At 50.7% G+C, this 24,649-nt stretch carries 24 protein-coding genes; 5 read left to right on the plus strand and 19 right to left on the minus strand.

Going from position 1 to position 24,649, the window contains the following annotated elements; genetic code table 11:
- Positions 1-2 precede the first annotated feature (2 nt).
- Positions 3-1,160, minus strand: a complete 1,158-nt coding sequence (locus tag ACN083_RS03570; RefSeq protein WP_419101449.1) for a metallophosphoesterase family protein — start codon at positions 1,158-1,160, stop codon at positions 3-5.
- 83 nt (positions 1,161-1,243) lie between these two features.
- On the opposite strand from ACN083_RS03570, the gene ACN083_RS03575 reads away from it, so the two are divergent.
- The gene (locus ACN083_RS03575; protein WP_419101450.1) at positions 1,244-2,395 is read left to right on the plus strand and encodes an ADP-ribosylglycohydrolase family protein; all 1,152 of its coding nucleotides are present in this window, start codon (positions 1,244-1,246) and stop codon (positions 2,393-2,395) included.
- Positions 2,396-2,513: 118 nt separating this feature from the next.
- Here ACN083_RS03575 and ACN083_RS03580 read toward each other — a convergent pair whose 3' ends face one another.
- The 7 genes from ACN083_RS03580 to clpS all read right to left on the minus strand — a co-directional run bounded on the left by ACN083_RS03580 (position 2,514) and on the right by clpS (position 7,630).
- Entirely contained in the window at positions 2,514-3,395 is an 882-nt protein-coding gene (locus ACN083_RS03580; protein WP_419101451.1) for a phosphotransferase, read from the minus strand.
- Positions 3,396-3,427: 32 nt separating this feature from the next.
- Positions 3,428-4,081: an RdgB/HAM1 family non-canonical purine NTP pyrophosphatase gene (rdgB, locus tag ACN083_RS03585; RefSeq protein WP_419101452.1), complete on the minus strand. Its 654-nt coding sequence runs from the start codon at positions 4,079-4,081 to the stop codon at positions 3,428-3,430.
- 2 nt (positions 4,082-4,083) lie between these two features.
- A complete protein-coding gene (gene rph, locus ACN083_RS03590) occupies positions 4,084-4,812 on the minus strand; it encodes a ribonuclease PH (protein WP_419101453.1) in 729 nt (242 codons plus the stop codon).
- A 40-nt stretch (positions 4,813-4,852) separates the two neighbouring features.
- A complete protein-coding gene (locus ACN083_RS03595; RefSeq protein ID WP_419101454.1) occupies positions 4,853-5,701 on the minus strand; it encodes an MBL fold metallo-hydrolase in 849 nt (282 codons plus the stop codon).
- A gap of 12 nt (positions 5,702-5,713) precedes the next feature.
- Positions 5,714-6,673: a glutamate racemase gene (gene murI, locus ACN083_RS03600; protein WP_419101455.1), complete on the minus strand. Its 960-nt coding sequence runs from the start codon at positions 6,671-6,673 to the stop codon at positions 5,714-5,716.
- Positions 6,674-6,771: 98 nt separating this feature from the next.
- Positions 6,772-7,335 (minus strand): DUF2017 domain-containing protein, encoded by a 564-nt coding sequence (locus ACN083_RS03605; RefSeq protein WP_419101456.1) that lies wholly within the window; start codon positions 7,333-7,335, stop codon positions 6,772-6,774.
- Between the two features lies 1 nt (position 7,336).
- A complete protein-coding gene (clpS, locus tag ACN083_RS03610; protein ID WP_419101457.1) occupies positions 7,337-7,630 on the minus strand; it encodes an ATP-dependent Clp protease adapter ClpS in 294 nt (97 codons plus the stop codon).
- 267 nt (positions 7,631-7,897) lie between these two features.
- Between clpS and ACN083_RS03615 the strand changes: the two genes are divergently transcribed.
- Together ACN083_RS03615 and ACN083_RS03620 are read left to right on the plus strand one after the other, a co-directional pair.
- Positions 7,898-9,163, plus strand: coding sequence for a nicotinate phosphoribosyltransferase (locus ACN083_RS03615; protein ID WP_419101646.1), 1,266 nt, complete (start codon positions 7,898-7,900; stop codon positions 9,161-9,163).
- A 111-nt stretch (positions 9,164-9,274) separates the two neighbouring features.
- The gene (locus ACN083_RS03620) at positions 9,275-9,898 is read left to right on the plus strand and encodes an isochorismatase family protein (RefSeq protein ID WP_419101458.1); all 624 of its coding nucleotides are present in this window, start codon (positions 9,275-9,277) and stop codon (positions 9,896-9,898) included.
- A 142-nt stretch (positions 9,899-10,040) separates the two neighbouring features.
- On the opposite strand, the gene ACN083_RS03625 is transcribed toward ACN083_RS03620, so the two are convergent.
- The 6 genes from ACN083_RS03625 to ACN083_RS03650 all read right to left on the minus strand — a co-directional run bounded on the left by ACN083_RS03625 (position 10,041) and on the right by ACN083_RS03650 (position 17,426).
- Positions 10,041-11,837, minus strand: coding sequence for a DEAD/DEAH box helicase (locus tag ACN083_RS03625; RefSeq protein ID WP_419101459.1), 1,797 nt, complete (start codon positions 11,835-11,837; stop codon positions 10,041-10,043).
- 788 nt (positions 11,838-12,625) lie between these two features.
- Complete coding sequence (locus ACN083_RS03630; RefSeq protein WP_419101460.1) at positions 12,626-13,348, minus strand: hypothetical protein; 723 nt, start codon at positions 13,346-13,348, stop codon at positions 12,626-12,628.
- A 175-nt stretch (positions 13,349-13,523) separates the two neighbouring features.
- Positions 13,524-13,820, minus strand: a complete 297-nt coding sequence (locus tag ACN083_RS03635) for a DUF3039 domain-containing protein (protein WP_419101461.1) — start codon at positions 13,818-13,820, stop codon at positions 13,524-13,526.
- Between the two features lie 60 nt (positions 13,821-13,880).
- A complete protein-coding gene (locus ACN083_RS03640; RefSeq protein WP_419101462.1) occupies positions 13,881-15,476 on the minus strand; it encodes a hypothetical protein in 1,596 nt (531 codons plus the stop codon).
- The gene (locus ACN083_RS03645; protein ID WP_419101463.1) at positions 15,452-16,321 is read right to left on the minus strand and encodes an ABC transporter ATP-binding protein; all 870 of its coding nucleotides are present in this window, start codon (positions 16,319-16,321) and stop codon (positions 15,452-15,454) included. The genes ACN083_RS03640 and ACN083_RS03645 overlap by 25 nt, the downstream gene beginning before the upstream one ends.
- 178 nt (positions 16,322-16,499) lie before the next feature.
- Positions 16,500-17,426: a tetratricopeptide repeat protein gene (locus ACN083_RS03650; protein ID WP_419101464.1), complete on the minus strand. Its 927-nt coding sequence runs from the start codon at positions 17,424-17,426 to the stop codon at positions 16,500-16,502.
- 160 nt (positions 17,427-17,586) lie between these two features.
- Between ACN083_RS03650 and ACN083_RS03655 the strand changes: the two genes are divergently transcribed.
- Positions 17,587-18,855, plus strand: coding sequence for an AI-2E family transporter (locus tag ACN083_RS03655; RefSeq protein WP_419101465.1), 1,269 nt, complete (start codon positions 17,587-17,589; stop codon positions 18,853-18,855).
- Between the two features lie 93 nt (positions 18,856-18,948).
- Here the strand turns inward: ACN083_RS03655 and ACN083_RS03660 are convergent, their stop codons facing one another.
- Positions 18,949-19,281, minus strand: coding sequence for an ATP/GTP-binding protein (locus tag ACN083_RS03660; protein ID WP_419101466.1), 333 nt, complete (start codon positions 19,279-19,281; stop codon positions 18,949-18,951).
- Positions 19,282-19,373: 92 nt separating this feature from the next.
- Between ACN083_RS03660 and nucS the strand changes: the two genes are divergently transcribed.
- A complete protein-coding gene (gene nucS, locus ACN083_RS03665) occupies positions 19,374-20,093 on the plus strand; it encodes an endonuclease NucS (protein ID WP_419101467.1) in 720 nt (239 codons plus the stop codon).
- Between the two features lie 148 nt (positions 20,094-20,241).
- Here nucS and ACN083_RS03670 read toward each other — a convergent pair whose 3' ends face one another.
- From ACN083_RS03670 to atpA, 4 genes are all read right to left on the minus strand, one after another.
- Entirely contained in the window at positions 20,242-20,502 is a 261-nt protein-coding gene (locus ACN083_RS03670; RefSeq protein ID WP_419101468.1) for a F0F1 ATP synthase subunit epsilon, read from the minus strand.
- Positions 20,502-21,965 (minus strand): F0F1 ATP synthase subunit beta, encoded by a 1,464-nt coding sequence (gene atpD, locus ACN083_RS03675; protein WP_419101469.1) that lies wholly within the window; start codon positions 21,963-21,965, stop codon positions 20,502-20,504. The genes ACN083_RS03670 and atpD overlap by 1 nt, the downstream gene beginning before the upstream one ends.
- Before the next feature lie 45 nt (positions 21,966-22,010).
- Positions 22,011-22,943 (minus strand): F0F1 ATP synthase subunit gamma, encoded by a 933-nt coding sequence (locus ACN083_RS03680; protein WP_419101470.1) that lies wholly within the window; start codon positions 22,941-22,943, stop codon positions 22,011-22,013.
- Positions 22,944-23,022: 79 nt separating this feature from the next.
- On the minus strand, positions 23,023-24,648 hold the full coding sequence (atpA, locus tag ACN083_RS03685; RefSeq protein ID WP_419101647.1) for a F0F1 ATP synthase subunit alpha: 1,626 nt from the start codon (positions 24,646-24,648) through the stop codon (positions 23,023-23,025).
- Between the last annotated feature and the right edge of the window lies 1 nt (position 24,649).

The following is a 24,649-nucleotide window of genomic DNA, read 5'->3' on the forward strand; positions in this document are numbered from 1 at the left end:
CGTTAGCCTTCTTTCGCTTCGAGTTCTCGCTGTGCTTGTTGGACGATGCCGTTGACGTATGTTTTTTCTGTTTCGGTCAGTGGATTTTGTCGGACGTGTTCGAAGAATTCGGTGCAGGTCGCAACGACGTCGTGACTTTTTTTGATACGTTCGCGGTATGTTTTTGGTTCTGTTTCGCTGCGTTGTTCTGGTTCAAAATGGAGCTCAGCGATACTCTGATATTTTTGGCGTAGTTGTTCAAGAGCACCAGTGGGGCGGGGTGTGTCGGTGATGTAGATTCTGCAATAGTGCTCATAGTAGGCGCTGTATTCGGGGTTGTTGAGTAGTTCGTGTAGTGTGCCTCGAAGGGTTTTGAGGTTAACTGTTGTGCGCCAGTGATGTTCTTGGATGTTTAGTGCCCCGTCGTCAGTAATGTCGAGAATCCACGCCCCTTTACGATGTTTTTCCTCTGAGTAGGAGTACGCCAATAGTGATCCGCTATAACGGATGGTGTCGGTAATTTTTTGGGGACGGTGTAGATGCCCTAACGCGATATAGCTGAACCCTTTAAAGGTTTGAGCGCCTACGGTGCCTAACCCGCCCACATGGATGTTGCGTTCTGATTCTGAGGGTTCTGCGCTGGTCACAAAACAGTGCGCCATCATGATAGAGGCCGTGATGTTTTGTTGTTTTTGTAGATTTTTTTGGGCTTGTTTACTAGCATATTCGAGAACGTGCGCGTGGGTTGGTTCCACCTCAAAGCGTGCGCTGGCGCTTCGTGGTTCGAGGTATGGGATAGCGTAGATAGCTACTTTTTGGTTGTCACGTTCGATGATGACCGGCTGGTCAATGTTGTCGATACTGGTGCGCATGTAAACTTCGGAGCGTTCAAGAATTTTTGTTCCAAACCCTAAACGGATAGAGGAGTCGTGGTTACCGCTAGAAATGACGATAGCGCACCCTAAAGCGTTAATAGTTTCGAGGGTTTGCGACAGCATTTTGACGGTATTCACACGTGGCTGAGCCTGATCGTAGACATCTCCACTGAGAAGAAGCACGTCGATAGATTCGGTGCGGATAGTATCTATCAGTTCTTTCAGAAGTTCTTGGGTGTGTTCTTCTAGGGAGAACCCGTGGAATGAACGTCCAAGATGCCAGTCAGAAGTGTGCAGAATACGCATATCCCCTAGTTTACCTATTGGCGCTTAACACTGCAGAAGTTTTTCTTCAAAGTAGTTCACTGTTGAGTTATCTAGAGTTTAGAATGGCAGTTATGATTTCTGCAGAAGGTATTATTGCCCCTAGCCCCGAGTCGCCTACGTATCGAGATTCTCTTCGAGGTGTCTTATGGGGTACCGCTCTAGGAGATTACGCTGGTAGGCAGGTTCTCTCCCCCGAGTCTTCTTCAGAAGAGGACATTTTAGAAGATGCGGTGGTCCGTCATGAGATTTTACGTTCACTCTTCTCGCATCACATCACCTGTTTTACTATCTCTCAAGATACTCAGTTGACTCTTGTCACATTAGATGCTCTTACAGAAGTTCTTGAATGGAATAATGAGGGTTCTTCAGCGGATGAACTAGCGTGCCTGTGGTTAGCGTATTTGCGGTGGTATCGTGGTACCGGACATGTTCTCGAGTCTGAGGCGCCGGTATCTTTACCACGTGAGATTGATAGCCACCCAGCCTTACAAAAAGCTCATGCTATTGACCCTGCTATTTCTCGTTCTTTGAATACCGGTCAGATGCAAACTGTAGACAAGCATGTTTGCCCCGATGAGCAAACCACCGGTGCGTTAGCACCTTCTGCTGTTTTTGGTTTTCTTCCGATTGAGCAAGAAAGTACTGTCATCTCGTTGAGTGCACGAGCTGCAGCTCTTACCCACGGGCACCCCGAAACAATAGTTTCTTCTATTGCGTATGCATTGTTAATTCGTTATGCCATTGCGTATCGTGACGTGGTGGAGCAACCCATTCGGCAGGCGGTTCTTTCGGTCTTGGAATGGATTGATTCTCTTCCGCAGCGCGGTATTCCCTCTGACGGTGAGAAGATTCGTTGTGTGTTACGCCAGGCAAAAGCATTATCTGAGCAGGAAGTTCCAACACATCTTTTAGACGAGGCGTTTCGTCATGAGCAGGTTTCTTCTGCGGTGCTCGGTCGTGGTGTGTTGTCTGCTTTGGTTGCGGAGAATCGTGAAGAAGTTTCTGCTCTTGACGCGATTGCTCATGCGGTGCGTGTGCCGTTGGTGTCTGATTCTTCTGCAACGATTACGGGCGCTCTTTTGGGTGCTGGTTATGGTTCGAGTATTTTTTCGCCAGAATTTACGTCGCGTCTTGAAGTGCTTGATGTGATAGATGAGGCGCTCAATCGTTGGTGTGCCCAGTTGGGTGGTTCTGCTGTTCAGCAGAAGAGCTAGATTACAGTTCTCATATTTTTGAGTTGATAGTGGCTTGTTTGTGGGTTTGTCTCATCGACAAGCCACTATTTTCATAGTGAACGGCTCTATGTACGTAGGTTCTGATGTTTTGTGAGGTTTAGTTCTGTTGTATGAGGCTTTGACGGTGCGTTTGTAACCAGTGGTCGGCTCTTTCGACGGCTAAACGGATAATACCGCCGCCTTTACCGTTATGAATGGCGTACGCTACCGCTTCTAACGCCACCAGACGAGAGATAATTTGTGCCCGATGAATCTCATCTTCTCCTAAGAATGAGCTGAGGCAGTCCCACCCGTACCAGTTCCCTAAGGACGCGTAATCGTAGGCGGGGTCGGCAAGAGTCGCGTGATCCCAGTCGATGACGCCAGTAAGTTTATCCCCGTTCCAGAGGATGTTATGCCCTGCAAGGTCATTATGGATGAGTACGGGTTCAACCTCGGGAAGGTCATGTACTTGTTGAATAATTTTCTGCGCTGTTGAACGGTTCGTTTTGAGAAGACGCGGAAGCACATCGTGTTCGAGGGCACTCAGCCCGTCTTCTCCGCCCCAATGCTGGTGTGCAGAATCAAGGTATGGTTCCATCCCCTCATAATCAACACGGTGTATTTCGCGGACGAGTTGCGCTAAATATTTTGCTGGTGCAGGCCCGGGGTTTCTTGGTTCGCCTTTAATCCACCGTAGCCCTACTGCGGTAAAGCCTTGGCGGGTGATGGTTCGAGTAATGGGGCGAGGAACTTCAAAAGAAAAATGGTGCGGTAAACGGCGAAGCACTTCTGTACGACGCGCCACATTGCGGGCAACTTGGTCACTTTTTGCCACGCGAATACTCAGTTCTCCACCCATATTAATCACAATATGGGCGGAGCCGCTGGTGCGAATATCCCACCGATCTTGTGAGATATTCAGACCGGCTTGAGCCATCACAGCTTGAACCACTGGCAGGTATTGTGCCTGCTCTAGATACCCGTGATGTGGTGTCATCGTTTACTCCTACGCCGCTAACATCTGAAGAACTATTGTTCGTCTGAACCGTGTTCGTCAGATAACAGTGCAATCAGGTGAGGAATCAGCGCTTCAAATGCGCGAGCGCGGTGACTCATCGTGTTTTTGACCTCGCGTGGTATTTCTGCGCAGCTTTGCCCCACGTATGGTGCTTCGAGGTCTTCGGGTACGAGAATGGGGTCGTATCCGAAGCCTCCTTCTCCGCGTGGTTCACGTAGTAGCGTTCCGCGCATGTACCCGTGTTCGACGTGTTCTTCGCCGGTGGGTGTGACGACGCTTGCGGCACAGCAGAATTGTGCTCCACGATGTTCGTCGTCAATATCGGATAGTTGGGCAAGTAGTAGGTTGAGGTTTGCGGTGTCGTCGCCGTGGTGTCCGCACCAGCGTGCCGAGAAGATACCGGGGGCACCGCCGAGCACATCAACGCTTAGTCCGGAGTCGTCGGCGATGGCGATAAGCCCTGTTGCCGTTGCAACGGCGCGCGCTTTTTTGAGGGAGTTTTCTGCGAAGGTTACGCCGTCTTCGACGACGTCAACAGCACCTATGGTTGAGGCGTCGACGACGTCTTCGTCGACGTTGAGTCCGCTAATTTTGTCGCGCAGAATCTCTCGTAGTTCGCGTAGTTTTCCGGTGTTGTGTGAGGCGAGGACGATGCGGGCTGGCATGTTTATTCTCCTAGTGTTTCACGCTGAATACGGGTGAGTTCTGCTGTTCCTTCTAATGCTAGGTCAAGGAGTGCGTTAAGTTCGTCTCTGTCGAAGGGCGCGCCTTCTGCTGTTCCTTGTACTTCGATGAATTTTCCGTCACCGGTGACAACAATATTCATGTCGGTTTCGGCGCGGACGTCTTCTTCGTAGGGTAGGTCAAGCATGGGTGTTCCGTCGATGATGCCGACGGATGTTGCGCAGACGCTTCCGGTGATGGGTTGTGCGTTGCGGTTGATAATGCGTTCTTTTTTAGCCCATTCGATAGCTTGTACGAGGGCGATGTATGCGCCGGTGATGGCGGCGGTGCGGGTTCCGCCGTCTGCTTGGAGTACGTCGCAGTCGAGGACGATGGTATTTTCGCCGAGTGCTTGGGTGTCGATGACGGCGCGTAGGGAGCGTCCGATCAGTCGTGAGATTTCGTGGGTGCGTCCACCAATTTTTCCTTTGACGGATTCGCGGGTGGAACGGCTGTTGGTGGCGCGTGGTAGCATTGCGTATTCTGCGGTGACCCATCCTTTGCCTTGTCCTTTGAGCCAGCGTGGTACGCCTTCGGTGAAGGATGCTGTGCAGAGGACGCGGGTGTTTCCGCATTCGATGAGGGCTGAGCCTTCTGCGTTTTGTGACCATCCGCGGGTGATGGTGATGGGGCGTAGTTCGTTGTGTGCGCGTCCGTCTTTGCGTGTTGTCATGAGTTGTTCTCTTTTCTTGTAGGTGGTTGGTGTGCGGTTTTTAGAGTCGTTTTCCGATGACTTTGAGGGTGGTGGTGTGTGCTGGTATGTGTTGTGGTCTGGGGTGTACGACGTAGGTTGCGCTGGCTTCTGCTATTCCGATTCCGCCGTCGTATACGGTTTCGGCTTCGGCTCGTATGGTTTCGGGGTTGTTCCATACGGGTAGGTGTGTGAGGAGGAGGTTGCGTGCGCCGGCTTCTTTGGCGGCTTCTGCTGCGCGTTTTCCGGTGAGGTGGATGCCGCGTAGGTGGTCGTCTCGTCCTTCTTGGTAGGCGGCTTCGCAGAGGAAGAGGTCTGCTTGGTGTGCGGCTTTGACGAGTCCGGGGCAGGAGTCTGTGTCTCCAGAGTATGCGATGATGGTGTGCCCTTGGTCTGAGTCGCATTCGATACGTAGCGCGTAGGGTGCTACGACGGGGTGGACAACATCATAGGGTGTGACGGTGAATGGGCCGATGTTGACGGGTTGTTCTGCTTGCCATTCGTGGAAGGTGAATTCGGTGTCCATGCTGGTTTCCATGGTCAGTCCGTGCGTGTTGAGGAGGTATTCGTGGATGCCTTCGGGTGCGTAGAGTGGGATGGGTGGTTTGTTCCATCCGCGGGGGTCCCATTTGACGGCGACGTGTACGCCGGAGAGGTCGATGCAGTGGTCTGGGTGGAGGTGGGAGATGAGGATTGCGTCGATGTCTTCGAGTTTGACGTGACGTTGGAGGACGCCTAATGCCCCGTTGCCCATGTCTACGAGTATTCGCCAGGTTTTGCCGTTGAGGTCTGTTGCTGAGATCATGTAGCAGGATGCTGGTGATGTGGCGCTAGGGAATGAGCCGGAGCAGCCGATGACGGTCAAACGCATAGATGATGAACCTTATTTGTTGTGCTCGTTCATGGCGGGTGAGACGCTGAGACGCGGGGTTTCTGGTGTCATCACTGCTAGTGAGCCGGTGGGGTATTGGTGTGCGATGGATTCTGTGTGTCGGACGCTGGTGACTTCTGGGCCGAGGAAGCGTCGGGCAAGTTTTTCGAAGGATTCTGTTTCTCCGGTGGCAAGGAATTCGTGGGAGGTGCTCAGCCCTGCTTCTCGTTCCATGCCGTGGTGTACGAGTGCACGGTAGACGTCTTTTGCTGATTCTTCTGAGGATGAGACGAGGGTGACGTCCTCCCCCATGATGTATGAGATGACGCCGGTCAGTAGCGGGTAGTGTGTGCATCCTAGGACGAGGGTGTCGACGCCTGCTTCTTTGAGGGGTGCGAGGTATTTTTGTGCGGTGGCGAGGAGTTCTTCACCAGAGGTGATACCGTTTTCGACAAATTCAACGAATCGTGGGCAGGGCACGGAGTAAATGTCGCAGGTGCTCACGGCGAAGGTGTCTTCGTAGGCTCGTGAGTTGACGGTTGCTTCGGTGGCGATAACGCCTATTTTTCCGTTGCGTGTTGCTGAGACTGCTCGGCGTGCTGCTGGTTGGATGACTTCTACGACGGGTATCCCGTATTTTTTGGTATAGCGTTCGCGTGCGTCACGTAGTACGGCTGCTGATGCGGTATTGCAGGCGATGACGAGCATTTTGACGCCGGAGTCTACGAGTTCGTCCATGATGCGTAGGGCGTTGGCGCGTACTTGTGCGATGGTCAGTGGCCCGTATGGGCCGTTTGCGGTGTCTCCGACATAGATGATGTTTTCGTGTGGGAGCTGGTCCATTACTGCGCGTGCGACGGTGAGTCCGCCGACTCCGGAGTCGAAGACTCCGATGGGTGCGTTGGAGGTGGGGGTTGCTGGTATGCGAGTTCCCCAACTCGTTTGTATGGTGGCGTGTTTTTGGTCAGTCATGGTGTTTTCGAGAATACTGTGTGTGGGTGTTGTTGTGGTGTTCCTGAGTGTTATGTTGTGGGAAAGAGGATAAATCTCACGCTGTGGTGTGAGCCGGGTTAGTTTTCGTCGGGTAGTTGGCTGAGCATTGCTTCCATGAGGGTGTCTTGGAGCCATGTGATGAAGTTGTAGACGAAGGACATGTATTCTTCGACGGTTTCGACGGTGTTGTTGTTGGTGTATTCGCCGATTTTCTCGGCTTGTTCTTCACTGTGGATGTTGAGTCTTTCGCCGAGGGTGAGGCGTACGTCGTTGAGTGCGGAGGCCCATGCTTGTGCGTGTTCGTCGTTGAGGGTGATGTTTTGGTGTTGTACTTGCATGTGTGCAAGTTTGAGGTTGCCTATTTTGTGTTGGCGTAGTGAGAGTTCGGTGTAGCGTCGGTATTCGTCGGCTACTTCTGGGTCGTCGGATGCGACGGGGAGCATGCGTGCGACGGCTGGGTCTTCGGGGATGTCGGTGTTTTCGGTGATGCCGATGAGTGCGGCGAGGGGGTCTTTTTCTGGTTGTTCGTCGGGGGTGAGTGCGGTGGCTACGTCGTTGAAGAGTTTGCCGAGTAGTTCTGCTTCGGTGGCGGAGAATTGTGCGGTGTATCCGCGTGGTGTGGCTTTGAATCCTTGTGCCATGTTAGTTTTCTGCCCTTTCGAAGGTTGCCCAGAGTCCCCAGCTGTGTAGTGCTTGGGTGTGTTTTTCGGCGGTTTCTTTGGTGCCGGTGTAGACGATGGCTTTTCCGTCGTTGTGTACTTGTAGCATGAGGGTTTTGGCTTTGTTGGTGCTGTAGCCGAAGTGTACTTTGAAGACGTATGTTACATAGCTCATCAGGTTGACGGGGTCGTTCCAGACGATGACGTTCCAGGGGGTGTCTGGTTGTTGGTGGGTGCTGGCCTCTTGGTGTGGGGCTTCTTGTGGGGCAATTGACATGGTTGCTCCTTACGTCCTGGGGTGGGTGAGCTCTCGTGTGGATGGGTGGTCGGTAGCTACTGGTCTATCCTATCGGTTGAGCTGTCTTTGGCCAGTGTGGTGTGGAGTGTGGTGTTGTTTTGTGTCCAGCAATCTACTTACATGCAATTTTACCTTATGTATTTAGCATAAAGTTCGTGCTAGAGGTTATATAACGTTCTTTCAGGCAGTAAAGTTAGTGTCGTGTCTACTTCAACAGCTTTATTAACTGACCATTATGAATTGACGATGCTTCAGGCAGCGCTTAAGTCTGGTACGGCGCACCGTCACAGTGTTTTTGAGGTCTTTACTCGCCGTCTTCCTGCAGGCAGACGCTACGGTGTTCTTGCCGGTACAGGACGTTTCTTAGAGGGCCTTGCAGATTTTCGTTTTACCACCGCAGAGCTAGATTATTTAGCGGATGCGCAGGTGGTCAATGATGAGACGCTCTCGTATTTAGAGAATTTTCGTTTTAGCGGAAACATCTATGGTTATGCTGAGGGTGAGGTGTTCTTCCCTCATTCTCCAGTGTTGCAGGTGGAGGGCACTTTTGCTGAGGCCTGCATTTTAGAGACGTATCTGCTGTCTATTTTGAATTATGATTCTGCGGTGGCTTCGGCGGCGTCTCGTATGTCTGTTACCGCAAACGACCGCCCGTGCCTTGAGATGGGTAGCCGACGCGCCCACGAACAGGCGGCGGTGGCGGCTGCTCGTGCCGCCGTCATTGCCGGTTTTGAGGGGACGTCTAACCTTGAGGCAGGCAGACGCTACGGTTTGCACACGATTGGTACGAGCGCTCATTCTTTCACTCTTTTGCACGATAGCGAAGAGGAAGCGTTCCGCGCACAATTAGCTTCTCTTGGTAATAAGACCACTCTTTTGGTGGATACCTATGATGTGGAGAAAGCTGTTCGTTTAGCAGTTGATCTTGCTGGTCAGGAGCTTGGCGGTGTTCGTCTCGATTCTGGCGATTTGGTGGTTCAGGCGCGTTGGGTGCGCGAACTTCTTGACTCTTTAGGAAATACGAACACGAAGATTACGGTCACCAGTGATTTAGATGAGTACGCTATTGCGTCCTTAGCTGCTGCCCCTGTTGATTCGTATGGTGTGGGCACTAAGCTGGTGACTGGTTCTGGTGCTCCTACCTCATCAATGGTGTATAAGGTTGTTGCCCGCGAAAATAGTGATGGTGTGATGGAGCCTGTTGCTAAGGCTTCTCGGGGTAAGGGTTCTCATGGTGGGCGTAAGTCTGCTGTGCGCCAGTTGAATTCTCGTGGTGTTGCTACGGCAGAGCTGATTGGTGTTGGGCCGACCCCGTTGAAGGTTGAGAGTTCTCGTGAGCTACTTGTCGAGTTCGTCAAGGACGGGCAGCTTCTGCCTGGTTTTGTGGGTGCTGAGGGTGTGCGTCGTGCGGCGGAGCGTCATCAGCGTTCTATTCAGGAGCTTCCGTATGCGGCGCATCGTCTTTCTGCTGGTGATCCGGTGATTCCTACCGAGTTTATTGACCAGAAATAGGGTTTTTGCTTTTTTGATATGGTGTTGCCTCACCTCCGTAGCCGGCTGGTTGTGTGGTGAGGCAACATGTACACACAGCATAGATGTCTAGAAAAGAAACGGGTTTATACCATGTCTAAAGCGTTGATTATTGTCGATGTTCAGAACGATTTTTGTCAGGGTGGTTCTTTAGCTACTGAGTCTGGTGCGGAGGTTGCGTCTCTCATTAGTGAGTATGTGGAGAACAATCATCATAAGTACAGCACGATTGTGGCGACCTTGGATTGGCATATCTCCCCTGGTGAGCATTTTAGTGATACTCCTGATTATCAGGTGTCGTGGCCGGTGCATTGTGTTGCCGATAGTGAGGGCGCGCAGACCCACCCTAACCTTGATACCGATTATATTGACGGGTATTTCCGTAAGGGTGCGTTTGAGGCTGCTTATTCTGGTTTTGAGGGGCTTCTTGCACCGGAGGATACTGTGATGACCGGTGAGCGTGATGCTCAGGCTCAGCAGGTGGATGATTCTCCGAAGGTCTCTCTTGATGATTGGCTTCAAGAGCATGAGATTGCTGAGGTTGATGTGGTGGGTATTGCCACCGATTTTTGTGTGAAGGCTACGGCGCTTGACGCTATTGATGCCGGCTATGACACTCGTGTTCTGTTGGGTTTGACAGCACCTGTGAGTGAGCAGGGTTTGTCTGATGCTGTTGAGCAGTTAGAGGACGCGGGCGTTACCGTCGTAGAAGACTAGCACTCCCCCGCTTTTTCTGCCGTTAGAGGCTTTTACGGTGAGCGTACTACGCACCCCACATAGGATGGTGTGTAGTATGCTCACCGTATTTTCTTTAATGTTTTATGGTCGCTCTACACTTATACCCGCCTAGTGGGTGTTGTTATTTTCTTCCAATAAACCAGTCAGCCAGCTTATCGATGCGTGCCCTAATTTGGTCGGCAGTTGCTTGTGCAACCGCTGGCCCACCACAGGCGCGACGTAGCTCGTTATGAATCACCCCGTGCGCTTTTCCAGAACGAATAGCGTAGGCAGAAACATTCTTCGCTAACTGATTTCTGAGGTTCTTGAGCTGCCGGTGATCAACCACGGTGGGTGTGCTGCCTTGTGGTTTACGTGCAGCGTGTTCTTTTTGGCGTGCTTGAAGTAGCGTGCTGACTTGTTCGGCGTCTAGTAGCCCGGGGATGCCGAGGAAGTCTTGTTCTTCTTCGGAGCCGAGTGCTACACCGCCGGTGCTGTATTCTGCGCCGTCATAGAGCACCCCATGAAAAGACGCTTCAGAGCCGAGTGCCTCAAATTTTCCGCGGGTGAGTTGTTCGCTGGCGCGGTCTTCACGGTTGGCTTCGTCAATGAGGTGGTCATCGAGTCCTTCGTTGAGCGGGTCAGCGGGTGTGTTTGCGGTTTTTCTGTCGAGTGCGTGGTCTCGTTCGGTTTCCATTTCGTTGGCGAGAATCATCAGTTGCGGTACTGATGGGAGGAACACCGACGCGGTTTCTCCTCGTTTGCGTGCACGCACAAAACGTCCGACGGCTTGTGCGAAGAAGAGCGGGGTGCTGGTTGATGTTGCGTAAACACCGACGGCGAGGCGGGGTACGTCGACGCCTTCGGATACCATGCGCACGGCAACCATCCAGCGTTGGTTTCCGGCAGAGAATTGGTCAATTTTTTCGGATGCGGTTTTGTCGTCGGAGAGTACAACGGTGGGTTTTTCGCCGGTAATGGCGTGGAGTTTTTCGGCGTAGGCGCGTGCATCTTGGTGGTCTGTGGCGATGACGAGTCCGCCGGCGTCGGGTACAGTTCGGCGTACTTCGGTGAGGCGTTTGTCGGCGGCGGTGAGCACGGTGGGTATCCATTGCCCTTGCGGGTCTAATGCGGTGCGCCATGCTTGTGCGGTGACGTCTTTGGTGAAGCCTTCACCGAGTTGTGCCGCCATTTCTTCGCCGGCGGAGGTGCGCCATTGCATTTTGCCGGAGTATGCCATGAAGATGACGGGGCGCACGACGTGGTCTTTGAGTGCTGGGCCGTACCCGTAGGAGTAGTCGGATGCGGAGCGTCGTATACCGTCTTGGTCTTCTTCGTAGCGGACGAATGGGATGGGTGAATCGTCGGAGCGGAAGGGTGTGCCGGTGAGGGCGAGTCTGCGTGTGGCGGGTTCGAATGCTTCGCGTAGCCCGTCTCCCCATGAGAGAGCGTCGCCGGCGTGGTGGATTTCGTCCATGATGACGAGGGTGCGCCCGTTTTCGGTGCGGGCACGGTGTAGTAGGGGTTTGTGTGCTACTTGTGAGTAGGTCAGTGCTACGCCTTGGTATTCTGCCCCGTGTGAGCCGTCGGAGTTTTTGTAGTTGGGGTCGATGGCGATGTGTACTTTTGCGGCGGCGTCTGCCCATTGTTTTTTGAGGTGGTCTGTGGGGGCGACGACGGTGAGCCGGTTGATGACTCCGCGGTTGAAGAGTTCTTTGGCGACGGTGAGCGCGAAGGTGGTTTTACCTGCGCCGGGGGTTGCTACTGCCATGAAGTCGCGCGGATTTTCGCTGAAGTATTTGTTCATGGCTTCTGCCTGCCATGCGCGTAGTTTGGTGGCGGTGCCCCATGCTGCACGATTGGGGTATGCGGGTGAGAGTTCGGTGTTGGGTGTGTTATGTGCGTCGAATAGTGATTCTTGTTCGTTGTTTTCGCTCATGGTGTTCTCTCCCCCTGTGTTTGTGGTGGCGCCCGTGTGCTTTATGTGCGTGGGTGCTCTGTTGAGTTTAGTGCGCTTGGCTTGTTTTCTCTACTTGCGCACGAGTTCACGTACATCACAAGGGAAGGCAGGTGGTGTGTTTTTGTGGTGTACGTGAACTCTTCATAGGTGGTGAGATTCTGTGCGTTTACAGGGGTGAGCTGGAGTTTAGTTGGTGTGTTGTGTTGTGCTCCGGTTCAGCCGTTCCTTTATTGTTCGGATGATTTTCTGAAGTCTTTTTTCGGTAGTTTCTGGCTCCATCCCAGAGGCTTGGTTCTCCGCTTGGTTCTCGAGGTGATGATTCGTTTCCCTTTTCGTGGAGGTTCCGCGGCAATAATTATCTCACGGTATTGTTCACATAAATTCTTTTTTTCTAGAAAAACTTTATCATCTAGAGCTGAGAATCTATTTATGGAAATAAACAAAAGGAAAATAGAAAAAATATAAAATAAGGAAAAAATAAGAACTCCAAAACCTATTTCTCTTAAAATTTCACTACCCAGGCTTGGAAGACCAAATCCTATAGATAACAGTATACTAATTAAAAGCGGGTGAATCACGAAAAAAATTCCCTGCGCGACCTCAAAGACAATTCTTTACCGACAGACCACACCAAAAAATACAGACCCACAGTTAACAAGATTAACACCCCAGTTAATATCAAAAAGATTAACAGCCCAGTTAATAGATTCCATTTTAAACAACCATAGATTCCGAATAACATAACGGCATAAAAAACATCCCTAGAACTATTGTAAAAAAAAATATATAAAAAATTTCTCAATCTTAGGATGCTTTTTAACCTTTTCTACAAGAAACTTATCCACCCCTTTTTCTGGCAGATTATCAGAATAATAATAATCCAACACAGAAAAACATGCGAAAAATTTAGAAACGAACCAGATAGAAATTATCACATAGAAGATTATCCAACACAAAAAATGAGGGGTACTTGCTGATATTATTAGGAGTAATATTAATAGAAATAAAGTAGAAACAAAATTAAGAAAATCCCATGCAAGATAAACTAAACCTTCATTTCTCTCAGAACATGTTTTCGCATTTAAATGCAAATTTTGCACAGAGGGAAACTCTTTAGTCCAAAAAAATGGAAATTCCTTAGTCGGCAAATAAGATTTTTTTAGAAAAGACCGAAAATTTCTCCAGAAATAAATCTTGCAATAATTGTTCGAATTATTAATGGTGACATTTTCATTTATTTTCCCTTCAAGAAATTTCCATACTTCATATTGGCTAACCCTATATTTATCTGCTTTATTCTTGATATACTTCCGCATAGCAGTAAGACCTAAGAACTCAGCATTAGCAGCCTGTCCTTCTTCTATGTATCCACTCTTTTTAGCTTTATCTATTTTTTCTTTATCGCGCCCAGAAATAATCTCAAAATCAGTTTTCGCATTAAACTCTTTTTTGAGGTCTTCTTTCCAGTCTTTATGTGCAGAATCTGCCATAAGAACTCCTTACTAGAAATATAGCGAAACCTGCAGAGAACACACCGCCTCCACCTAACCAGCCTTATTATAAGCTGAACTAAAATTTTCAGCACCTACACTTCGTCACAAAAGCGCACACAAAAAATGACCCTACCCAGCCACATAGCTAGATAGGGTCACCTCACAGCTTCAGCTAATTCTCGCCGTCGCCATCATCCTTACCCGGACGCAAACCATCATAAATTTCCTGACACTGCGGGCACACCGGAAACTTCTCAGGGTCACGCCCCGGAGTCCACACCTTACCGCATAACGCACGCACAGGATTACCCGTCAGAGCAGACTCCATAATCTTCTCTTTACGCACATAATGGCTAAAACGCTCATGGTCACCCGGCTCAACAGTCTCCGTCAGCTCACGCTCCAACAACGCAGTGCCACCACGCGTATCCGGCGCAAAAGGATCTTCAACTCCAGGAATAGAAGACATCTCTCCTCCTCACAAACAGCAATACATCAATAACCACATACTACACAAAAGAAAAGTATGTTACCTCTTCAACTGAGCAAAACACTCAGGAGCATGACGCTCATACCGGCGAGCGCTCACACGCATCACACACCACACGCACAGCACACCATACACCAGTGACACTGCGCCCGTGCACCATGCCCACATGTCCTGCCCCGTCAACAAGTAGACGCCGTACAGCACAAAGGTTGGTATCAGCGCCGCAAAAGTCAATAACGAGACACCTAAACGTGCCAGAACCAAACCAGCACCGCCCGTATTCTGCGGTGTTTTGAACGGGCCAGAACCAGGTGGCGGAGTCGGCGGCGGCAACGTCACATCAAATAATGAGCTAATAGCAGCAGCCGTACAAAAAGCACCAACAGAACCACCAGCAAGAGCGAAGAACTCCACAAAACTAGCGCCACGATACCATAAGAAAAATGTTAAACAGAAGAGCAGAATCGGTAAGAAGAGAATGCTCAAACCATAGAAACGGCCCCAGCGGTCATCTTTTCCGCTCAGTGGAGAAATAAGATGCGTGGCCAATGCAGAATCATCATACGCCACCAAATAATAGAACGTAGAGCCTATCATCAACGCAATAAACAATGGCCCAATATCAGAAAAAGCGCCACTATCCCTGCCGGCAGAAGCTGAGAACGCTTCACCAAAAGTCATCAACACATAGAATGCAGGCGGAATCACCAAAAATGCACTCATGCGAGAATCGGTGAAGAAAGAATGTATGGTGCGAGCGGCAACAACCCAACGTGCATGAGCTGGAAAATGCGCAAAAATACCGATATTCCCTGCTTCTTTAGTGCGTGTACCGGTTTGCGCTGTTGAAGCACCCAAATATTCCATCTCATGGGTGAGCAACTTATTCCATAGCGTCCAACCAGCCACAACATACACAGCAGTCAGAGCACAACGACCGGCAGCTAACCCCCATGCGCCGTCAAGAACATCACCGGGAACAGCCCATATAACGCCCAGTGGGCTCCACGCCAAAATGTTAAAAATGGTTGGAAGATAATCCCAGATAGACGCCACAGCACCAGCAATCAGCATGAGAAACGGGACTAAACAAATCATCAGAATAACCGTGACTACCGACATCACGTTACGCAGCATACGATTCTGGTAAATGCGCTGTCCCACCATATTAATCAGGCGAGACATCATCATCATTAACAGTAGCCCCACCGGAGCACACAAAACATAGCTAACCAGCACTAACGGCTGATGAATGAAAGCACCAGCAGTCACAAGTGTGGCAAGAGCCGTTAAAAATCCGGGAACACCTATGAGGTTGCCCCACAATTGCGCCCATTGAATATCTCGTGCCGACAACGGGTACGGGGCAAGCTTATCGAGGTCAAGGGCATTATCAACCCATGCAAAGAACAAGGGCACCACCAGCCAGATAAGACTAGCCACCACACCAAAGCACAGCGCCCATATCTGCTGTTGGGGTGATTCTGTGCCGGCTGTCAGTGACGCAAAAGCCCACACGGCAAGAAGACCAACCCCATAGAGCAAGGCGATAACGGTGCCAACGATAGCCCACGTATTACGTTTAAAAGAGGCAAGAAAATCTGCCCATTTTAGTTTGAGGAGGACTTTAACCATGAGATTCCCTCCGAAACAACACGTCCGCCAACCAGTTCAATAAACCGCTCTTCTAAAGTCTTGCCGGCACACACATCATCTAACGTGCCAGAAGCAACAATACGTCCCTCGTTCATCACTGCCACGTGGTCGCATAGGCGACCCACCAAATCCATCACATGTGACGAGAGCACAATCGTTCCACCCGATTGGATATACCCGCGCAAAATATCCTGAATATTCGACGCAGAAACAGGGTCTACCGCCTCAAACGGCTCATCAAGAATCAGAAGTGAAGGGGCGTGAATCAGCGCGCACCCTAACCCAATTTTCTTTGTCATACCAGCAGAATAATCGCATACGCGACGCCCACCAGCATCACCCATTTCAAGGACGTTCAACAAGTCGGCACTACGTTCTTTAACCGTCTGACGGTCTAAACCATGTAACATGCCCGCATAATATAAAAGTTGTTCGCCGGTGAGCTTATCAAAAAGACGCACACCATCAGGAAGAACACCCACCTGCTTTTTAGCGGCAATAGGGTCTTCCCAAATGTTTATTGCGCCAATATGCGCTGTTCCAGCGGTAGGACGCAACAACCCTGTTGCCATGTTCAGAGTGGTCGTTTTACCAGCACCGTTACGTCCCACCAGCCCAAAGAAGGAGCCACGAGGAACGTCCAGATTAATACCGTCTACAGCCACCTTGTCTCGGTATTCTTTGACCAAATAGCGTAGGCTCAACGCCATGGACTGTGACGGAGCAGAATGCTCTGGTGTTGGAATCTGCTCGCTCACTTGGGTAAGGTCGCGTTCTTCGGTGTCTGGTTGAGAAGGTGTATTCCACGGAATCTGATCTGTCATGAAGCGTTCCTCTCGTTGCGAGCGCATACTATTTCGGCACATCATCTAACAGTTAAATAATAAATGCTGTGGTTCACAGTCTAGGTGTTCTTGTCAACCACAGCAAATATTCGTCGCTCATACTACGCGCCCAACACCGTACCGGTGCAAGCGGTTAGGCGGTGTGTGGCGCTCTCTTTTAGAAGAGGGCGGTCATTAAAGCAGTGCGCGCTTTAACCACACGAGGATCAGCAGAACCAACCACATCAAAGAGCTCTACCAGACGTTCACGCACCGTGTTCTGAGCAGAGGCATCCACCTGTTTAAACACGTTAATAAGACGGTTAAACGCATCCTCAACATGCCCACCCGAAATATCAAGGTCAGCAACAGCCAACGCCGCATCAACATTCAACGGCTCTTGTGCCGCCTGAGCACGCACCTGCACCGTATCATAGGCAGACACCCGTGATAGCAGATTCACCTGAGACAACCCCAGCTTAGCGTCCTTATCCCCTGGGTTCTCGGCTAAAGCACGCTGATACGCTTGCTGAGCAGAAGCATAATCACCACGGTCAATAGCGTCTAACGCCTCTTGATGTAACGGAGGTAAAGGCTTCTCGGCAACCTCACCCGCCGAAGGAGCGAAACCGCCTGGAAGCTGGTGCTCTGCAGCAATCTGAAGAACCTGTTGCAACAGCTCTGTCGCCTGCGCAGTATCAATCGGAGCGTTAAACAAAGGTGCCGGACGCCCAGCAAGAACTGCTACACCTGCCGGAACGCTCTGCACCTGAAATGCCTGAGCAATCTCAGGGTGAGCACCCACATCCACCGACGCCAACAACAAATTACCGCCAGCAGAATTGACGACTTCCTCAACGGCACGCAACGTCTGCTCCGAAGCGGCAGACTGTGCAGACCACAGCACAAAAATAACAGCACCTTGCGAAGACATCTGAACATACTTCTGAAAATCCTCGCCACTGGTAACCTCATACCGGTAACTCACCACAGTATCACCAGCAGGTGCAGAAGACTCAGCAGAAGCCGGCTGTTGAGCCAACTGAGATAAGTCAGGTGCACGACGTACCGAGGACGGAATAAAAGGTTCATGAGAAGAAGCCACAGTTTACCTCCTACAAATAAAAGAATGTTGCGTTATCTAAAATCTACCGTTTTTTCTCGTCATAAAGCAGTGTTTCTAGCCGTCGGCTGAATCCTACTCTCAGGAATAAGGTATAAAGTTGTCTCAGATACACCGTACATCAAGACGAAAATAAAAAATTATGCCCAAAGAATCTGCAGTCGAGAAAACTTTCAAACATCTCAAAGAAAAACTCAACCAATGCAAAAATAAACGCGTAGGCTTACCCAGCCCACAACCTCGCCCACGCTTTGAACCACCAGAAGAGCCCGAAACGTTAACAGAAGAAACTAGCATCGACACCATCGAAAACACGGCAGAAGAAACCGACTCTTCACCCAACACCTTCGAAGCGCCCGCTATCGCTATCGCTAACCCAGTCCGTGTCGGCTTCCTCCTAACCGTCGGTGTCGGTGCAGCACTACTAGCACTCTACTTCCTCACCAATATCGGTCCACTCGCCGGCTGGATTGTTGGGGCGCTCTTTATCGCCCTCGGACTCGACCCCGCCGTACGCAAGCTAGAAAGTCTCGGCCTTCCACGTGCAGCCGCCGTACCCGCCGTCGTCGTCACCTTCGCCCTCATCGTTGTCGGACTCATCTCATGGGTTATCCCAAAAATTGCGCGACAAACCATCCAATTCGTCAATTCTTTCCCCAACGACTTCGCAGACTTCCTCAACTCACCACTTTTCACCTCCATCGACGAAAAATTTGGTATACGTAACTGGGTCACACACGAAGTATCAAAAACATTCCAAGGACTCACCTCAGACTCCAACGTTGTCAGTTCCTTCTTCAACACCCTCGTCAACGCTGGCTCAACCGTTGCCAACATTCTTACCGGAACAATTATTGTGCTCTTCTTGAGCCTCTACTTCCTCTCATCACTACCCCTGATGAAAGCATGGTTTGTTCGACTCACTCCCGCCTCAAAACGTGAAACCGTCAGCAAACTCACCGACAAAATCACCGAATCCGTTGGTAACTATGTTCTCGGGCAAGCAGCCGTAGCCTTACTCAACGGCACTTTTGCACTAACCGTCATGCTCATCGTAGGGGTTCCTTTCCCCGAGCTCTTCTCACTCATCGTCGTCATCCTTGCCTTTATCCCCCTTATTGGTGGAGTCTCCGCAGGAATTATCGTCTCCGTATTCTCGCTCACCGCTGGATGGCAAGTCTCTCTAGCATTCGCTATCTGCTACTTCATCTACCTACAAGTTGAAGCGTACTTCATCTCACCGCGCATCATGTCTAAAGCTGTTGCAGTCCCCGGCGGTATCGCCATCATTGCAGTGGCTGCAGGCGGAAGCCTCTGGAGCGTACTCGGTGCACTCATCGGCATCCCTGTTGCGGCGTCTTGTCTCATCCTCGTTCAAGAAATACTCGTACCGAGACAAGACAAAAACTAAAACCGTATAACACCAATACAACGGGGTGTGGGGTATGAAGAACGATTCTTCATACCCCACACCCCGTTCTATTGCAGGATTACACCTAAAATATCAACGGCGACGAGTCTGCCAACACCGCTGATGCCAATGCCGACGCTCAGCAATAGCCTGAGCCTTACCAAAAAGATGATTTTCTTGCCACACCACCAAATGTGCAACACCGGGGCTAATAGTTCGCCCACATTCAGGACAAATATAATTCTTGCGAGCGTTCACCGCAGGCATATACTGCACATACCAGTGACCATCTGAAGCGACCTCAACCGTCGGAGACGGATCAAGAATCCTCGAAATATCACGGCCAGAAGAAACAGCGGCACGCTGCCACTTACTAGGAGCACGGCCAGAATTGCCATTACGGCGACGAGAAGAATTGCGGGACATAAATACTACTATCGTACATATCCGGCTCACACTCAAATACACGCCCACAGAATCGACACCCAGCGCCTGCACAAACTGTTAGAGTTATGTGCGTGCGACTTGTTATAGCAGAATGTTCCGTAGATTATGAGGGCAGATTACGTGCCCACCTCCCCCGTGCCACACGCCTACTCATGCTCAAAAATGACGGCTCGGTACTCATCCACTCCGACGGAGGCTCCTATAAGCCCCTGAACTGGATGAACCCACCGGTCAATATGCACGTCCTAGAGGGAGAAAAACTCACCCAAAGCAGCCAATTCACCGAACTGGCAGACCCCGAAATACAACAATTATGGACGGTACAAGCAGCCAAAAGCGACGACCGTCTTCTCATCAGAATCTACGAGGTCATCGGAGAACTCTCCCACGACCTCGGCATCGACCCCGGACTCGTCAAAGACGGCGTAGAATCCGATCTACAACGCCTCCTTGCCGAACAAATCGAAACCCTCGGTGCCGGATACACTCTCGTCCGCAGAGAATACCCCACCGCTATCGGCCCTGTTGACATCATGGCACGAGACGCCAACGGCGCATCCATTGCCGTAGAACTCAAACGTGTAGGCGACATCGACGGTGTTGAACAGCTCACCCGATACCTCGAACTACTCAATCGTGACCCGCTACTTGCCCCCGTCAAAGGTATATTCGCAGCTCAACGCATCAAACCGCAAGCGAGAACCCTCGCAGAAGACCGCGGTATCCGCTGTATCAGCCTCGACTACGACGCCATGCGCGGAGTAGACCAATCAGAAAACCGACTCTTCTAAACCCCAAAATATAACACCATATAAAAATTCATCAGGCTCTTAGACTCACTGTGTTAGAGCACCACCATTAAAAACAAGAGGTGTTTGTTTCTTCGCCATTCTGAACAGAAGGAGAAGAAACAAACACCTCTTCTCATATGAGGTTTATTTAGACCTTCGCGTGCTTAGCAGCAATAGTGACGCGGTCATTAGAAACCGTCAAAAACCCCTCTTGAAGAGTGGTCGTCATCGGCTCACCAGAAACCGGCTCAATGTACAGCTCACCATCTTCAGCAAGAAGAACACACGTCGGGATATGCCCCGGAAGGATACCCAAATCACCGGTGACAGTGCGAGCACGAACATATTTCGCCTCGCCCTCCCACACACGGTGTTCACGAGATACAACCTCGACTTTTAGTGCCGTCATTACTTGGCTCCAGTCTGTGCCTTGATTTCCTCGTAGCGGCGGAAGACATCGTCCATACCACCAATGTTGTAGAACGCCTGCTCAGGGATGTGGTCTACATCGCCGTTGCAAATCATCTGGAAGGACTCAATGGTGTCCTTCAACGGAACAGTTGAACCCTCAACACCAGTAAACTGCTTCGCAGTGTAAGTGTTCTGAGAGAGGAACTGCTCAATACGACGTGCACGAGAAACAACAACCTTCTGCTCTTCAGAAAGTTCGTCCACACCAAGAATCGCGATGATGTCCTGAAGTTCCTTGTTCTCCTGAAGAATAGCCTTCACACGGATAGCAGTATCGTAGTGTTCGTTACCGATGTACTGCGGATCCAAAATACGTGAGGTTGAAGAAAGCGGGTCAATAGCAGGGTACAGACCACGAGAAGCAATCTCACGAGAAAGCTCAGTTGTTGCATCCAAGTGAGCGAAGGTTGTCGCTGGAGCAGGGTCAGTGTAGTCATCCGCAGGAACATAAATAGCCTGCATAGAGGTAATAGAGTGACCACGAGTTGAGGTAATACGCTCCTGCAACAAGCCCATCTCATCAGCAAGGTTAGGCTGGTAACCCACAGCAGAAGGCATACGACCGAGAAGGGTGGATACCTCAGAACCTGCCTGAGTGAAACGGAAGATGTTGTCGATGAAGAGCAGAACGTCCTGATTCTTCACATCACGGAAGTATTCCGCCATGGTCAAACCAGTCAAAGCCACACGAAGACGAGTTCCCGGAGGCTCATCCATCTGACCGAACACAAGCGCGGTGTCTTTAAGAACGCCGGCTTCTTCCATCTCAACCCAGAGGTCGTTACCCTCACGAGTACGCTCACCCACACCGGTGAATACAGAAGTACCACCGAAGTTACGAGCCACACGGGTAATCATTTCCTGAATCAAAACAGTCTTACCAACGCCCGCACCACCGAACAGACCAATCTTACCGCCCTTAATATAAGGGGTCAGCAAGTCAATGGACTTAATACCGGTCTCAAGCATTTCGGTAGAACCTTCAAGTTCTGCGAAGCCAGGAGCAGTACGGTGAATAGGCCAGTAAGTGTCAGCCTTAATCTCGGAGTTATCGACGTCAAGAGCGTCACCGAGAACGTTGAAGATGTGTCCTTTCACACCGTCACCCACAGGAACAGAAATAGGTGCTCCAGTGTCAACAACAGCCTGTCCACGCACCAAACCGTCGGTCTGCTTCAAAGAAATTGCGCGGATGATAGAGTCGCCCAAGTGCTGAGCGGTCTCGAAAGTAATCGTAGTAGTAGTGCCACCGAGAGTTAAATCAGCGGTGAGCGCATTGTAAATATCCGGTACCTGACCGGCAGGAAACTCAACGTCGACAACAGGGCCGATGACGCGCACGATGCGGCCAGTAGCGCCCTGAGTCGGCGTAGCTGCCGATTCATTTACAGTGGAGGTCATAGTTCTCACTTACCTAATAAGAGAAAGTTATTGGTTGGTCTTCTGCTAAGATGCGGCGAGGGCGTCAGCGCCACCGACAATCTCAGAAATCTCGTTAGTAATCTCAGCCTGACGAGCGTTGTTCATCAAACGAGTGTACTTCTTGACAAGTTCATCTGCGTTATCACCAGCAGACTTCATCGCACGCTGGCGAGAAGCAAGTTCACTAGCAGCAGCTTGCAATAAGCAGGCGTACAGACGAGACGCCACATAACGAGGCATCAACGCGTCCAGCACTTCCTGAGGGCTAGGTTCAAACTCGAACATAGCATCCTGTTCAAATTGCTCTTCATCAAGGCGAACACCTGGAACAATTTCTTCACCCATACGACGTGCTTCTTTAACAGCAATCGGTAGTAGACGAAGAATCTTTGTTTCCTGAGTTACCATCGACAAAAATTCGGTGTACACGATATGTAATTCATCGACACCGCCCTGTTCGTAAGGACGTGAATATGCATCAAGCAAAGCTTCACGCATTTCAACAGCCGTTTCGACGTTAGGGTTATCAGTGTTACCCTCCCATGCACGCTCATAAGGGCGTTCACGGAATTCAAAATATGATTTTGCTTTACGGCCAACAAGGTAAAGCTGAACCTCGCGACCTTCGCTACGCAACTTCTCAATCAGACCCTCCGCTTTTTTCAAAACGGATGAAGAGTATGATCCAGCTAAGCCACGGTCACTCGTCATCACCAAAATAGCTGAACGACGATGCTTAACAGACGTATCAGTCAACAACGGGTGTTGAATGGGGTGCTGAGTAGCAATAGCAGTAACAGCCTTTGTCAAAGCAGCAGCATAAGGGCTTGCAGCATCTGCGCTCTTACGTGCCTTATTGATACGAGAGGTCGCGATCATCTCCATCGCCTTGAAGATTTTTTTCATCGACGACGTCGAATTAATCTTCTGGCGGTAAACCCTAATTTGGGCTCCCATAGAGCTTCCTTTCAGTCCTAGCAGTTGTGCTGTTCTACGCTGTTAGGCTCAGAACAGCACAACCACATCAGGATTATCGCTAACCGATGGTTTCCTGAGATACGTCCGCATCAGATACTGGCTTATGCTCCTCATGACCAGCGTCTACGAGGTGGCTAGTACCTTCAGAGGAAAAGTTACGCTTGACCTCAGCGACCGCATTCTTCAATGCAGCTACAGTGCTGTCTTCAAGCTTTCCGGACTCGCTAATAGCGGTCAAGACGCCAGTGGAACGACGGAGGTAGTCGATGAACTCTTTCTCAAAACGGAGTACGTCAGAGACCTCAACGTCATCAAGGTATCCGTTCGTACCTGCCCAGATAGAAACAACCTGCTCTTCAACCGCGTACGGGGTGTACTGAGGCTGACGCAAAAGCTCCGTCAAACGAGCACCGCGGGTGAGCTGCTGTTTGGACGCATCGTCCAAGTCAGAAGCGAACATTGCGAAAGCTTCCATTGCGCGGAACTGTGCAAGGTCGAGTTTGAGCGTACCGGAGACTTTCTTCATGGCCTTGGTCTGTGCGGCACCACCCACACGAGAAACCGAGATACCTACGTCAACTGCAGGACGCTGGTTTGCGTTGAAGAGGTCAGACTGCAAGAAGATCTGTCCGTCGGTAATGGAAATAACGTTCGTAGGAATGAACGCGGAGACGTCATTTGCTTTGGTTTCGATGATGGGGAAACCAGTCATCGAACCAGCGCCTAGCTCGTCAGAGAGCTTTGCGCAACGCTCGAGCAAACGAGAGTGCAAGTAGAAGACGTCGCCGGGGTATGCTTCACGTCCTGGTGGGCGGCGTAGAAGCAAGGAAACAGAACGGTATGCTTCTGCCTGCTTTGACAAGTCGTCAAAGATAATCAAAACGTGCTTACCACCGTACATCCAGTGCTGTCCAATAGCAGAACCGGTATAAGGTGCTAGATACTTGAAGCCTGCTGCATCAGATGCAGGAGAAGCAACGATGGTGGTGTATTCCAAAGCGCCGCGTGCTTCAAGGGTGCTACGTACTGCAGCGATAGTCGATGCTTTCTGACCGACAGCTACATAGATACAACGAACCTGCTTTTGAGGATCGCCAGATTCCCAGTTAGCTTTCTGGTTCAAAATGGTGTCGACGGCAATAGCGGTCTTACCGGTCTGGCGGTCACCAATGATGAGCTGACGCTGTCCGCGACCGATAGGAATCATTGCGTCGATAGCTTTAAGACCGGTCTGCAATGGTTCGTGCACAGACTTACGCTGGGTAACACCAGGCGCCTGTAGTTCTAGCGCACGGCGACCTTCAGCTTCGATAGGTCCCATGTCGTCGATGGGGTTACCCAGAGGATCAACAACACGACCAAGGTATGCGTCGCCTACGGGTACGGAAAGAACTTCACCGGTGCGGTGTACTTCTTGTCCTTCTTCGATACCGGTGAAATCGCCAAGGATAATAGCACCAATATCGCGGGTGTCTAGGTTCTGCGCCAAGCCAAGAGTGCCGTCTTCAAAACGAAGCAACTCATTAGCCATGACGGAGGGAAGACCCTCAATGCGGGCGATACCGTCAGATGCTGACGATACTCGACCTACCTCTACTCGTTCTACTTTGCCGGGTTCGTAAGACGCTGCAAACTCGTTTAGCGCGTTACGGACGTCGTCGGCGTTGATGGTCAAATCGGCCATC

Origin of the sequence: Rothia sp. CCM 9418, assembly GCF_048512825.1 — a bacterium.
GTDB lineage: Bacteria > Actinomycetota > Actinomycetes > Actinomycetales > Micrococcaceae > Rothia.